This is a genomic window from Streptomyces sp. NPDC014656 (genome assembly GCF_043084305.1).
Taxonomy (GTDB): domain Bacteria; phylum Actinomycetota; class Actinomycetes; order Streptomycetales; family Streptomycetaceae; genus Streptomyces.
The window spans coordinates 25,667-38,938 of sequence record NZ_JBIBZN010000022.1; the positions used below are offsets into that span (position 1 = coordinate 25,667).

General features: G+C 77.3%; 11 protein-coding genes. 6 read left to right on the plus strand and 5 right to left on the minus strand.

What is annotated here, in order from left to right; translation table 11 throughout:
* Nucleotides 1–55: 55 nt before the first annotated feature.
* Nucleotides 56–1,708, minus strand: coding sequence for an FAD-dependent monooxygenase (locus ACF1ED_RS34065; RefSeq protein ID WP_391767221.1), 1,653 nt, complete (start codon nt 1,706–1,708; stop codon nt 56–58).
* 484 nt (nt 1,709–2,192) lie between these two features.
* Between ACF1ED_RS34065 and ACF1ED_RS34070 the strand changes: the two genes are divergently transcribed.
* Both ACF1ED_RS34070 and ACF1ED_RS34075 read left to right on the plus strand, forming a co-directional pair.
* The gene (locus ACF1ED_RS34070) at nt 2,193–2,714 is read left to right on the plus strand and encodes an SSI family serine proteinase inhibitor (protein ID WP_391767222.1); all 522 of its coding nucleotides are present in this window, start codon (nt 2,193–2,195) and stop codon (nt 2,712–2,714) included.
* Between the two features lie 268 nt (nt 2,715–2,982).
* Nucleotides 2,983–5,034, plus strand: a complete 2,052-nt coding sequence (locus tag ACF1ED_RS34075; protein ID WP_391767223.1) for a SpoIIE family protein phosphatase — start codon at nt 2,983–2,985, stop codon at nt 5,032–5,034.
* A 3-nt stretch (nt 5,035–5,037) separates the two neighbouring features.
* On the opposite strand, the gene ACF1ED_RS34080 is transcribed toward ACF1ED_RS34075, so the two are convergent.
* Both ACF1ED_RS34080 and ACF1ED_RS34085 read right to left on the minus strand, forming a co-directional pair.
* Nucleotides 5,038–5,658, minus strand: a complete 621-nt coding sequence (locus tag ACF1ED_RS34080) for a DinB family protein (RefSeq protein WP_391767224.1) — start codon at nt 5,656–5,658, stop codon at nt 5,038–5,040.
* Between the two features lie 103 nt (nt 5,659–5,761).
* The gene (locus tag ACF1ED_RS34085) at nt 5,762–6,256 is read right to left on the minus strand and encodes an Lrp/AsnC family transcriptional regulator (protein WP_391767225.1); all 495 of its coding nucleotides are present in this window, start codon (nt 6,254–6,256) and stop codon (nt 5,762–5,764) included.
* 457 nt (nt 6,257–6,713) lie between these two features.
* Between ACF1ED_RS34085 and ACF1ED_RS34090 the strand changes: the two genes are divergently transcribed.
* From ACF1ED_RS34090 to ACF1ED_RS34105, 4 genes are all read left to right on the plus strand, one after another.
* Nucleotides 6,714–7,259, plus strand: coding sequence for a heme-binding protein (locus ACF1ED_RS34090; RefSeq protein WP_391767226.1), 546 nt, complete (start codon nt 6,714–6,716; stop codon nt 7,257–7,259).
* Between the two features lie 180 nt (nt 7,260–7,439).
* Entirely contained in the window at nt 7,440–8,066 is a 627-nt protein-coding gene (locus ACF1ED_RS34095) for an ankyrin repeat domain-containing protein (protein ID WP_391767227.1), read from the plus strand.
* Nucleotides 8,067–8,334: 268 nt separating this feature from the next.
* On the plus strand, nt 8,335–9,837 hold the full coding sequence (locus tag ACF1ED_RS34100) for an FUSC family protein (protein WP_391767301.1): 1,503 nt from the start codon (nt 8,335–8,337) through the stop codon (nt 9,835–9,837).
* A gap of 98 nt (nt 9,838–9,935) precedes the next feature.
* Nucleotides 9,936–10,997, plus strand: coding sequence for a lactonase family protein (locus ACF1ED_RS34105; protein ID WP_391767228.1), 1,062 nt, complete (start codon nt 9,936–9,938; stop codon nt 10,995–10,997).
* Nucleotides 10,998–11,112: 115 nt separating this feature from the next.
* Here ACF1ED_RS34105 and ACF1ED_RS34110 read toward each other — a convergent pair whose 3' ends face one another.
* Together ACF1ED_RS34110 and ACF1ED_RS34115 are read right to left on the minus strand one after the other, a co-directional pair.
* Nucleotides 11,113–12,030: a sirohydrochlorin chelatase gene (locus ACF1ED_RS34110; protein WP_391767229.1), complete on the minus strand. Its 918-nt coding sequence runs from the start codon at nt 12,028–12,030 to the stop codon at nt 11,113–11,115.
* Nucleotides 12,031–12,201: 171 nt separating this feature from the next.
* Nucleotides 12,202–13,197, minus strand: a complete 996-nt coding sequence (locus tag ACF1ED_RS34115) for an N-acetylglucosamine kinase (RefSeq protein WP_391767230.1) — start codon at nt 13,195–13,197, stop codon at nt 12,202–12,204.
* Nucleotides 13,198–13,272 lie beyond the last annotated feature (75 nt).

Here is a 13,272-nt window from a genome sequence, read left to right on the forward strand (position 1 = left end):
CGGTTCGGCGCACACGGTGGGGGCGAGGGGCGGGCAGGGGTGGGGCGGCGGGGGCTCAGGCCCGGCCGGCGGCTCTCGCGCCGGCGGCGAGCCCCGCCAGGTACTCCCGCAGCCGGTCGACGCGGCCGAGCGGGGCGACCAGCCCCACGTACCCGTCGGGCCGTACGAGCCGCAGCTCCGCCGGATCCCCGAGGGCCGCGGCCGCCCGCGCGTCCGCGGGCGTCACGGCCAGCGGACGTACGCGGACGGGGACGGCGGCGCAGGCGGCGCGCAGCGCCCCGAGGGTGACCGCGTCGGCGCGGCCCGCGTGCAGCACCAGCGTCCACGTCCCGTACGCCAGCAGCCGGTGCAGCCGCACCGCCTCCCCAGGGCCCGCCGCGCCCGGTCCGGGCTCCGCCGGGACGACCCGGGCGTCCGGCATCCGGTCGCCGGCCCGCGCGCCCGTGCTCCGGCCCGGTCCGGACACCCGCACGGAGAGCGGGCTGTCGCGGTGATGACGGCGCAGGTCGCTCAGCCGCAGGTCGAGGCGGCGCTGGAAGCCGCTCCTGGCCAGCGCGGCGGGCACGGTCGCGGTGAAGGCCCGGTGCCCGAGGGGCGGCAGCGGCAGCTCCATGAAGTTGAACCGCATCTCCCGGATGTACCGGAGCGCCATCAGCCGCTGCTCCGCGTCGTACGTGTCGAGCAGTGCCTCACCGGCCTCGCCCCGGTGCACGGCGGCGAGCTTCCAGGCGAGGTTGTGGGCGCCGAGGACGCCCACGTTCATGCCGTGCCCGCCCACCGGCGCCCACGCGTGCGCCGCGTCCCCGGCGAGCAGACCGCGCCCGCTGCGCAGCCGGACGGCGACCCGGTCGCTGAACCGGGCGCGGTTCAGCCACCGGGACGGGGCGGGGGCGAGCCGGAGCCCGGGCATGCGGGCGGTCTCCGCGACCAGGTCCCGCAGCTCGTCCAGGGTCGGGGCCGCCCCCAGCGAGGGGTCGGGGTCGTCGCGGAAGCAGAAGAAGCGGTAGCCGCCGTCGGGCAGCGGGAAGACGAGCAGCGCCCGGCGCGGGGCGAGGAAGATGTGGCCGCGCCCCGGTTCCTCGTCCAGCGGCCAGGTGGGCAGCGCGTTGCCCTGCACGACCTGGAGGCCGGTGCGGCGACGTCCTTCGAAGGCGATCCCGAGCCGGTCCCGCACCACGCTGCGGGTGCCCTCGCAGCCCACGATCCAGGGCGCGGAGCCCGACTCGATCCGCCCCTCACCGTGCCGCAGGGTGAACTCGGCCCGGTCGTCGTGCACCTTGACGTCCGTGACCTCGGTGTTCCACTCGACACGGGTGCCGAGCCGGGCCAGCTCCCCGGCCAGCAGGCGCTCGATGACGTGCTGTTCGATGTTGAGCGGGCGGGCGAAGGCGGACCGCGCCCAGCCGGTGGTGAGTTCGCCGAGCGGCCGGCCCCGGGCGTGCACGGTCACCGCGCCCAGCTCCGCCCCGTGCGCGTCCAGGAGCGTGCCGACGCCCAGCGAGTCCAGCGCCTCCCGGGCCCGCGCCCACAGCACCAGCGCGCGGGCCTCCCGTTTCGTCTCCGGCGCCCGGTCGACGATCCGGACGCCCAGGCCGAGGCGGCGCAGTCCGATCGCGAGCGTCAGCCCGACCGGCCCGGCCCCCACGACGCAGACGTCGACGACGCCCCCGCCGTGACCGTCCGTGCCCCCGCCCCTGTCCCGCTCCACGTGCCACCCCTCCCGTTCGCGTTCCCGTGGATCAGAGTGCGCTCCGGAAGATCGCCTCCACCAGGGCGTGCGGAAGGGCGCCAGAGGCATGCGACCAGCGATGATCACGCCCTGTGCAACAGGTGGTCTGTTTGGGTGAGCAAGGGCGGGATCCGGTCGTCCGCCCCCCTCCGGGAACTCCCTCGTACCGTGAGCCCCAAGGCCCCGGCCGCCGCCGACCCACCGGAACCGGCCACTCCGCCGGTCGGCCGCCCGGCCCGAGGAGCACCCGTCCGCGGCGACTTCACGCCGTACGGGCTCCCGCGACGCGGCGAGTCCTCGCCACACCCCGCCCGACGCGCGCGCCACCCCCCGCCCCGCCGCGCGCCATCCCCCCGCCCCGCGTGCCGCGCCTTCGCCCCGCCCCGCGCTCCGCGGGGACGCGAACGCCGCGGGCACACGGGCATAGCGGTGACCACCGGACCCCGGGGATCGTTGACCGGGCATGAACACGCACACCCCCGCCGCGCTGCTGGCCGCCCTCCTGCTCGCCGCGCCCGCCGTCACGGCCTCCCCGTCCGACGGCGCCACCCCGCACGGTCCCGCGTCGCACGCCCCCGCCTCCCACGGCCCGAGCGCCCCGACCACCCCCGCGGTCCCCCACGTCCCGACCACCCCCGCCGCCCCGGCCGGTACGGCCGTCCGGCTCACCGTCACCGGCCCCGCCCCGGCCACCACCGCGTCCACCCCCGACGGTGCCACCCCGCCCGCGGCCGCCCCGCGCGCCGTCACCCTCCGCTGCGACCCGGCCGGCGGCGACCACCCCCGCGCCGCCGAGGCCTGCGCCGACCTGGACGCCACCCAGGGGCGCGTCGACCGCGAGTCCGACACCGCGTGCGTCCTCCTCTACGACCCCGTCGAGGTCCGCGCCGAAGGCGTCTGGCGCGGCCGGCCGGTCTCCTTCACCCGCCAGTACGGCAACACCTGCGAGCTGAACGCCCGCACCGGCGCCGTCTTCGCCTTCTGACCCGGGCGCCCCTTCCGGTCCGAGCGCCCCGCGCCCGTGGCGCGGCCCCGCGCCCCGCCCGCCTCCAGGAGGCCCGAACGCCACCGGTCGACGGTGCGCGTCCGAACGGATGCGGCGCGGGGGCCCGTCGACGGGACCTCGGCTAGGGTGATTCGATAGGGATTGCCCCCTGGGGCCAGGCCGATGCGTAGGTCGATGCGTGGACGCTCATCAGTCGTCACCGAGCAGGGTTCCGCAGCCGCCGCGGGCGGCCGTCGGGGACGCGGGCGTGCTCCGGGAACTGCTCCCGATCGCCCTCTGGCGCGAGGACGCCGAGGGCCGCATCGTCGAGTGGTCGCTCGCCGCCCAGGACCTCCTCGGCCACCGTCCCGAGCACGTCCTCGGACTCCCCGCCTCCCCGCTGCTCGTCCCCGACGGCAACCGGGAGCTCGCCGACCGGCTCACCCGCCGGGTCCAGGCCGGCGAGAGCATGGTCGGTACGCTCCCGGTCCGCCACCGGGACGGGCACATGGTCCCCATGGAGATGTGGATCGTGCCCGCCGCCGACCCCACGGGCCGGCCCGGCGCCATGCTCATCGCCGTGGAGACCTCCGAGGTCCTGCGGATGCGGGAGAACCTCGCCGCGATGGAGTCCCTCTTCACCCAGTCGCCCATAGGGCTCGCCCTGCTCGGCCCGGACCTGCGCTTCCTGCGCGTCAACGACGCCCTGGCACGGATGAACGGCGTGACCGCCGCCGAACACGTCGGCCGCCGCCTCACCGAGGTGGTGCCCGGCGTCAACGCCGCCTCCCTGGAGTCCCTGATGCGCCAGGTCCTCGACTCACGTACGGCGGTCATCGACGCCCGCCGGGTCGGCCGGACCCCCGCGGACCCCGGCCGCGACCACATCTGGTCCTGCTCCTACGCGCCCCTCGTCGACCGCGGCACCCGCTCCGGCCCCGCGTCCGATCACGCCGACGGCGCCGCCGAGCCCGTACGGCCCGGCCGCCCCCTCGGCATCATCGCCTCCCTCGTCGACATCACCGAGAGCCAGCAGGCCCACATCGAGGTCGAACGGGCACGGCACCGCTTCGCGCTGCTCGCCGAGGCGGGCGCGCGCATCGGCACCACGCTCGACCTGCGGCAGACCGCGGAGGAGGTCGTCCGCTTCCTGGTGCCGCAGCTCTGCGACTCCGCCGACGTGCAGATGCTGGAATCCGTCCTGGAGCCCGACGACCTGGCCGCCTCCTCCCGGGGCGTGCTGCGCCGCATCGCCGCCGTCTTCCCCGAACCGGTGCCGCCGAGCCCGCTGCTGGAGCCCGGCCAGACCTTCCAGCTGCCCGCCGGCTCCCCGTACGAGCGGCTCGTCCTCGACGGCAGGCCCACCTTCCTCGGGGGCGAGGACATCCCGGTCCTCTTCCCGGGGAAGGCGGCCGAGTCGCTGCGCGACTACCTGTCGACCCGCTTCGGCTCCGCCCGCACCGTGCCGCTGGTCGCCCGCGGACAGGTCCTCGGGGCCGTCACCGTCACCCGCCTCAAGACCCGCGAACCCCTCGACGACCAGGACGCGGTGCTCATCGACGAGGTCGTCGCCCGCGCCGCGCTCAACATCGACAACGCCCGCCTCTACACCACCCAGCGCGCCGCCGCCCTCACCCTCCAGCGCAGCCTCACCAACAGCGCGCTGCCCGCCGTCACCGGCCTCGAACTGACCGGCCGCTACCTCCCGGCGAGCGCGCACGACGTCGGCGGCGACTGGTTCGACGTGATCGAACTGCCCGGCGACCGCACCGGACTCGTCATCGGCGACGTCATGGGGCACGGCATCCACGCGGCCGCCGTCATGGGCCAACTCCGCACCGCCGTGCGGACCCTGGCCCGGCACGACATCCCGCCGACCGAGATGCTGCGCTCCCTCGACGCCGTCGTCGCCGACCTCGGCGAGGACACGATGGCGACCTGCCTGTACGCCGTGCACTCCCCGGCCACCGGCACCTGGACGATCGCCCGCGCCGGCCACCCGCCGCCGGCCGTGGTCACGCCCGAGGGCGCGGTCTCCTTCCTCCAGGGACCGCCGGGCACCCCGCTCGGCACCGGCGCGCACGACTTCGGCACGGAGGAGTTCCCGCTGCCGCCCGGCGGACTGCTCGTGCTCTACACGGACGGGCTGATCGAGGCCAGGGACCGCGACCTCGACGAGGGGATGCGGCAGCTCGGCCGCGCCCTCGGCCGGGCCGACGGCCCGCTGGACGGGGTCTGCGACGGGGTCCTGGACCGGCTCCTGGTGGGCCCGGCCCAGGACGACGTGGCACTCGTCCTGGCCCGGACGACGGCCGGCTGAGGGTCAGGCGTTCCGGACCCGGTACAGGTCACGGAGGAGCGCGATCTCCGCGCCGTGGTGCAGGAGTTCCTGGTTCACCCACCAGACGACCTCCAGGAACGGCTCCTCGGCGTCGCCGCCGTGCGGGTAGGTGCAGTGCCCGACCGCTTCCAGCTCCTCGTCGCCGACGGAGAGCAGCGCCCCGCGCCACTCCTCCGCCGCCCCGTCGAAGGCGGCGATCGCCGAGGCCGCGTCGCCGGCCGCGCGGTAGTCGTCGCGGGTCAGCGAGCGGGTGCCGTTCGTGTGGTCGGCGCGGAGCGCCAGCAGCTCGCTCAGGTGGGCGAGCCGCCAGGCGAGGGTGGTGAACGGCGGCGGCACGGGGTGCGGGTGTGGGGCGCTCTCCCGGCCCCACTCACCGGCGCCGCTCAGCAGCGTGCCGTCCGCCCCGGTCCAGCCCTCCCGCCGCCGCACCGACCAGCAGCCGGGCCCCGGTTCCCACAGGTACTCGGCGTCGGTCATCGGCCCCACCGGCACGTCCGTGCCGTTGCCGCTGTCCACCACCGGCCCGGCCAGACGGCCCGTCAGCCGCTGCCGGGCGAAGTCGAACTGGGAGAGGAGGGGGGCGAGTCGGTCGGGTATCGCCATGGGACGCTCCGGTGCGTGGGAGGACGGGACGCCCGTACCCTGCCACGCGTCCCCGCGCCCCGCACCCGGGTTACGCCTCCGGGGCCACGGCCCCGCCCCCGGGTCACGCCCCCCGGCCCCGCCGCTCCCCGGCGCTCCGGCCCATCGACTCCACCAGCGGCAGCATCCGGTGGGCGACGCGTTCGCGGAGCGCGATCTCGGTGCGGGTGCGGACCACGCCAGGCAGCCGGATGAGCCGCTGGATGACGTCCTCCAGGTGGCCCGCGTCCCGGGCCACCACGCGGGTGAGCAGATCGCCCCCGCCGGTGATCGAGAAGGCCTCGACGATCTCCGGCACGGAGGCCAGCGCGTCGCCGACCTCGTCGAGATGGCCCTGCGTGACCTCCACGTGCACGAAGGCGAGCACCGGGTGGCCGAGCGCGGCGGGGGAGAGGACCGGCCCGGTGGCCGTGATCACCCCGTCCCGTTCGAGCCGGTCGATGCGGGCCTGTACGGTGCCCCGGGCGACGCCCAGGACGCGCGCGTACTCCCGCACGCTGGTGCGCGGCTGCTCGATCAGGAGCCGCAGGATGCGGGTGTCGAGTTCGTCCACCGCCATGACGTGCCGGCCTCCCCGTGCCCGCCGGGAGGAGGCCGCCCGGCGTGATGGTCCGCCCGGCGGGGCGATCCGCCGGAATGGTCCCGACTGTACCCAGCGCCCCGCGGGCCGCCCCCGAGGGGCGCGCGGCCCGCCGCCACGCGCGCGTGCGAAGGCCGGGCGGGCTTCCTGTTCCGCCACGCGCGCGTGCGGGGCCGCCAGGCTCCCCGTCCTCCACGCGCGCGCGGCGGCCGGACGCGGCGCCGCGCCCTCCGCTCTCCCCGCGCGTACCGCACCCCGCCCGGGGCCGGGTCGTCCGATCGGCTGACCCTCCGGTCCGCCGGGCGGGGCCGCACGACCATCCGCCGGGCCGACCGTGCGGGGCGGGGGGCGGACCCAGGATGGAGGCAGAACGAAGGAACATCCCTCCTCCACCCGGACCGGTCAGGTCCGCCCACGACCTCCTCGGGAGCCCACCATGAAGAAGAAGCAGCTCGTCCTCGGCACCACCGTCGCCGCCGTCCTCGCCACCGGCACCTTCGGCGCCGTCTCGGCGAACGCCTCCGCCCCGGCCGCCGCTCCCGCCGCCGTTGCCAAGGCCGACGCGAAGAACAAGAACACCACCACCAGCACCCACCTGACGATCGACGCCGCCACCAAGGCCGCGCGGGCCGCCCTCGACGCCGCCGAGAAGGAGAACCAGCGCGTCTCCGTCGCCGTCGTCGACCGCAACGGCAACACCATCGTCACCCTGCGCGGCGACGGCGCGGGCCCGCAGTCCTACGAGTCCGCCGAGAAGAAGGCGTACACCGCCGTCTCCTGGAACGCCCCGACCACCGAACTGGTCAAGCGCCTGGAGCAGGCCCCCAACCTCAAGGACATCCCCGGCACCCTCTTCCTCGGCGGCGGCGCCCCCGTCACCGCCAAGAACGCCCCCATCGCCGGCATCGGCGTCGCGGGCGCCCCCTCCGGCGATCTCGACCAGAAGTTCGCCCAGGCCGGCGTCGCCGCCCTCGCGAAGTGACGCGGTAGCCACCGCCGGGCCCCCAGGCCCCGACGGCGTCCGGCCACGCCCGCCCGGACGCCGTCGGCCCCCGCGCCCCGGGGCCGTCCGCTCCGTCCGGCGCACGGCCCCGGCACACCCCCGACCCTCCCTCCGTCCCCCCACGCCCCTCAGCCCGCCGTCGACCCCGAGGAGACCGCCGTGACCGCCACACCCCACCACCGGCTCCTCGCCGCCGCCCGCCGGGGCGACGCCGACGGCGTCCGTGCCGCCCTCGCCGACGGGGCCGGGACCGGGGCCCGCGACGAGGAGCTGCGCTCCCCGCTGCTGCTCGCCGTGCTCGGCGACCACGTCGGGGCCGCCCGCGCGCTCGTCGCCGCCGGCGCCGACGTCAACGCCCAGGACGCCCGGCACGACAGCCCCTGGCTGGCCACCGGCGCCACCGGCAGCGTGGCGATGCTGCGGGTGCTGCTCGCGGCCGACCCCGCACCCGACTTCCGGCTGACCAACCGCTTCGGCGGCACCAGCCTCATCCCCGCCGCCGAACGCGGCCACGTGCCGTACGTCCGGGCCGTCCTGCGCGACACCCCGATCGACGTCGACCACGTCAACGACCTCGGCTGGACCGCCCTCCTGGAGGCCGTGATCCTCGGCGACGGCGGCCCCGCCCACCAGAAGGTCGTCGCGCTGCTGCTCGCCGCCGGGGCCGACCCCGGACTGGGCGACTCGTACGGCACCACGGCCCTGGAGCACGCCGAGCGGCGCGGCCACACCGCGCTCGCCGCCCTGCTGCGCCGCACCCCCGCGGCTCCGGCCGCCCTGACCTGAGGTGGTCCACCGGCCCACACGTGGGCCACTTCCACCGGCGATGACCGGGCCAATGGCACAGCGTTCCGGAAGCGATTTGAGCCAAGCGCCCGGTCGGTGTTTCCCTTGGTCCCATCAGATGTTCTCGGCGCCGCAGCGCCGGGACGGCGACGAGGCCGTCCCGGACGCCGGCGCCTTCGTCGTGTCCGTGCGCGCCCCACCACCCCGGGGGCAGGGCGCACGGCGGGCGAGCGGCAAGACGAGGGGGCGGCCGACCGCCGTGAAGAGGATGTTCGTGGCTCCGGATCCGGGGCTCCTCCGGCTCAGGACCGGATTGCGCGCGGTGCTCGGCATCGCGCTCGCGGTGACCGTCGCCGAACTGGCCGGCTTCTCGCTGACCGCGTCGATCACCGGAGGGCTGGCGGCGCTGCTCGCCCTGTTCACCGTCACCGACGCCACCGTCCGCGGCCAGGCCGTCACCACCCTGCTGCTGCCGCTCGCCGGCTTCCCGGTCCTGGCGCTGGCCACGCTGCTGCACGACCACACCCTCCTGCGGGACACGGCCTTCCTGCTCGTCGTCCTCGGCGGCGTCTACGCCCGGCGCTGGGGCCCCCGCGGCCACGCCCTCGGCATCTTCGCCTTCATGAACTTCTTCAGCACCCAGTTCCTGCACGCCGTGCCCGCCCAGCTCCCCGAGCTGTACGCGGCCGTCGGCATCGCCCTCGCGGCGGCGGGCACGGTGCGCTTCGCGCTCTGGCCGATCGAGCGGCGCAACCCGCCGCCCGCCGCTCCCGCCCCGCTCCCCGGCACCGGCCTCGCCCGGATCACCACCCGGCAGGCGATCCAGGCCACCGCGGCCTGCGCGGTGGCCCTCGGCATCGGCCAGGCGCTCTCCGAGGACCGCTGGTACTGGGCCGTCGGCACCACCTGGTGGATCTTCGTGAACACCGTCTCCCGGGGCGAGACCCTGGTGCGCGGTTTCCGCCGCTTCCTCGGCACGCTACTCGGGATCGCGGTCGGCATGGCCGTCGCCATCCCGCTGCACGGCGCCCCGCTGCCCACCGCCCTCCTGGTGGCCGTCTGCGTCTTCGGGATCTTCTACACCGCGCCGCTCTCCTACAGCTGGATGATGCTCGCGGTCACCGTCATGGCCGGACTCCTCTACGGGCTCCTCGGGGTCCTGGACCCGGCGCTGCTCGTCCTGCGGCTGGAGGAGACCGTGGTCGGCGCCGTCTGCGCCGCCCTGGCGGTCCTGCTGATCCTGCCGGTCACCACCCACGCGATCAACGACGCCTGGATCCAGCGCGCGCTGCGGGCCGTCCACGCGGCGACCGCGGCCTCCGAGCGGCGGCTGTCCGGCGACGAGCGGGCCGATCCGCGCCCGCACGTGACCGAGCTCGACCTGCTGCTGGGCCGGGTGCGGCTCTCGCTGGCCCCGCTCGTCCACCCGCTGAGCCCCTTCCGCGAGCGCAAGGGGCGCGCCCGCCAGGTCCTCGGCCTGCTCGACGAGTGCGCCACCGAGGTCCGCGGGCTCGCGGCCGTCGCCGCCGATCCGGACGCCAGCCACGACGCCCGGCTCGCCGCCGCCTGCTGGCGCGTCGAGACGGCCGTGGAGCGGCTCACCTCGCCCCGTACGCCGAGGCCCGCCCCCGCCGCCCGGGCCGACGAGCCCGAGACCGCGTCCCCTCCGGCCCCCGCCGCGCTCGGTCACGTCAGCGGCCTGGAGCGGCTGCTCGCCGCCCTCGACGAGCCGCTGCGGACCCCGCCCGGCTCCCTCCTCGTCCGCTCCTGACGGCGGCCGCCGCCCACTGATCGAACTTGGTCTAGACCCCCTGCTAACGTCGCCGCAGACGGCCGGTCGCAGCGACCGGCCCGGGGCAGGGAGGCGCCGTGGGCGGGACCGACGAGACACGTGGACGGGGAGCGGGGGCGGTACGGGCCTACCTCGGCTCCTTCACCTCGGCGGGGGGCCGCGGCGTGCTGGCCGCCGACGTCGACCCGGCGACCGGCGCGCTCACCGTCACCGGTGGCACCGACGCCGTCGCCGACCCCTCCTACCTCGCCCTCGCCGGCGGCGTCCTCTACGCCGTCTCCGAGACCGAGCCGGGAGCCGTCGCCGCCCTCGCCCCCGAAGGACCCGCGCCGCGCCCGCTCGGCGCCCCCGTGCCCGTCGGCGGCTCCGGGCCCACCCACCTCGCCGTCACCGCGGGCCACCTCCTCACCGCCAACTACACCTCCGGCAGCGTCACCGTCCTGCCGCTGGCCGCGGACGGCGTCCCCGGCCCCGCCACCGCCGTCCTGCACCACGAGGGCAGCGGCCCGGTCGCCGACCGGCAGGCCGGGCCCCACGCCCACCAGGTCGTGCCCGACCCGAGCGGCCGCTGGGTGCTCAGCGTGGACCTCGGCACCGACTCCGTGCGCGTCTGCGTCCTCGACCCCGCCACCGGCGCCCTCCGGCTCCACGGGGAGACCACCCTGCGGCCCGGCTACGGCCCCCGCCACCTGGTCTTCCACCCGGACGGCCGCCACCTGTACGTCGTCGGCGAGCTGGAGCCCGCCGTCACCGTCTGCCGCTGGGACGCGGAGCGCGGAGAGCCGACGCCGCTCGCGGAGATCCCGCTCGCCGACGCGGACGGCGCCCGCCCCGCCTACCCCTCGGCCGTCGCCGTGGCACCGGACGGGCGCTTCCTGTGGGTCGCCGTGCGCGGCACCGACACCCTCGCCGTCCTCGTCCTCTCCCCGGCCGGTGACGAGGCGATCCGCTCGGCCACCGTGCCCTGCGGCGGATCCTGGCCCCGCGACCTGGTCCTCGACCCGTCGGGGCGGCGGCTCTACGCGGCGAACGAGCGGTCCGGGGACGTCACCTGGTTCGACGTCGACCCGGAGACCGGCACACCGGTCCGCGCCGGCTCGGTCGAGGCCCCGGCGGTTACCTGCGTCGTCTTCGGCTGATACGGCCCCGGGGGCGTGACCGGAGCCGGAAGGCGCGGTTCCGGGAGCGCCCCCGGACATACGGAAGGGCCCGCACCGGACGGCCGCCGGTGCGGGCCCTCACGGGGCCCGGGCGTCAGAGCGCCGGGGCCGCGCCGTGCTGCGGGAGGCCGAGCACGGCCGCGTACTGGGAGAGCACGAGCTTGCCGATGGCCGGGTAGGCGCCCAGGGCCTCGGCCGCGGGGCAGCCGGCCTCCTTCGACGCCTCGTCGAGCAGGCCCTCGGCCAGCTCGGGGCCGATCAGGTACGGCGCCAGGGCCAGCTGCACCGCGCCCGCGTCGCGCAGCTGCTCGGCCACGGAGGCGATGGAGCCCTCCTGGTCGAGGGCGGCGGCCATCACCGGCACGGCGAGCCGGGCCGCGAGCAGCATGCCGGTGATCCCGGCGGCCTGCACGGCCTCCTCGCCGCCGACCGTGGCCAGGACGATGCCGTCCGCGGCCGTGGCGACGGTGAAGAGCCGGGCGCGGTCGGCACGGGCGAGCCCCGCCTCCGACAGGCGCACGTGCAGCGCCTCGGCGAGCAGCGGGTGCGGGCCGAGGACGTCGGTCAGCTCGGCGGTGTTGCCGCTGTCCATGACGGCCTGGCGGACCTGGCGCATGACGGCGCTGTCCGGGCCCGCGAGCAGCGGGACGACGATCGCGGCCGGGCCCTGCGGGGCCTCGACCTCGCGGCCGGCCGCGACGGCGATCCGGTACCGCTCCTCGCGCAGCTCCGCCGCGGCGGTCAGCACGCCGGCCAGCGTCGGGTACTCCTCGCCGTCGCCGTCCACGAAGCCGATCGCGGCCTCCAGGCCGGGCAGCTCGGACCGGGCGATGCTCACCAGCTCCTCGGCCAGCGAGCGTATGGCGGCCGAGGGCACGCCGGGGACGGCGAGCACCAGGGCGGGAGCGCCCTCGGGCGCCGCCGCCGGGTCGGGGCGACGGTGCCGCCCGGACGGGCGGGGGCGCGGCATTCGTACAGGCAGGCCGTTGGCGGGCCCAGTGGGGGTGCTCATGGCGCCGCATGCTACTGGCTTTGCGGACGGCGGCGTTCGGTGAGGTGCGACCCCGCGCCTTCTGCCCCTGTATGTCCGGTCGAAGACGCGCCACCTGGCGGACCGGACGTTCGTTCGGTCGCTCGGTACGCCCCGGACCAGCGGCGATGCCCCCGGGGGCGGGGCGCGCCGTCAGAGGACCCGCAGCAGCGCGGGGTCCTCGGGGAGGCGCTGGGCGCCCGCCGCGAGCCCCGCCGCCAGCGCCACCGCCCCGTCGAGCGGGTCCCCCGCAGGAGCGACGGCCGGGACCCCGGGCAGCCGCTCCGCGAGCGCCGCCCGCAGCGGTACGAGGAGCGGGTCGCCGAGCCGGAACAGGCCGCCGGTCAGCGCCACCACGGCCGCCGGGTCCGGCGGGCAGGCCGCCCCGGCGGCGTCCGCGATGTGCTCGGCGGCCCGCGCCAGGATCCCGGCCGCGACCGGGTCGTCCGCCGCGCGGGCGGCGACCTCCGGGGCGAAGGCGGCCAGGACGGCCGGCCGGTCCGTGCGCGGGTAGAGCGCGGCGGGCAGCCCGGCCGCCGGGCCGTGCAGCCTCTCCGCGCGGGCCAGCAGCGCCGGCGAACCGCCGCGCCGCCCGTCGTGCGCCCGCATCGCCGCCTCCAGTCCGGCCCGGCCGATCCAGGCGCCGCTGCCGCAGTCGCCCAGGAGGTGCCCCCAGCCGTCGGCCCGGCGCCAGCCGCTCAGGTCGGTGCCGAGGGCGATCAGGCCGGTGCCGCCGGCGACGACCGCGCCGGGCCGGGCGCCGAGCGCCCCGGCGTAGGCGGTGACGGCGTCGGCGGCGAGCGCCGTCCGGCGCACCCCCCAGGCCTCGGCGAAGGCCGCGGGGAGGACCGCCCGCAGCTCCTCGCCCAGGGTCGCCATCCCGGCGGCCCCCACGGCGGCGGCGAGCACCGGCCGTCCCTCCCCGGCCTCCGCCCGCAGCGCGGCCACGGCCGGCAGCGCCGACTCCAGGAAGTGGGCGGCGGAGATCCCGCCCGGTCCGGTCCGCACGGGTCCGGGCGCGGCCGCCCGGCCGAGCACCGTCCCGTCGGCGGCCCGGGCGAGGGCGACCCGCAGCCCGGACCCGCCCGAGTCGATCCCGACGACCAGCGCGTCCACCGGTCCGCCGCCGCCTTCGCTCTCGGGATCCACGCTGCAACCGTCCTCACCGGGTGGGGTCTGGGGCCCGCAGTCTAGGGCGGAGGGCGTTGTCGGTGTAGGCCGCTA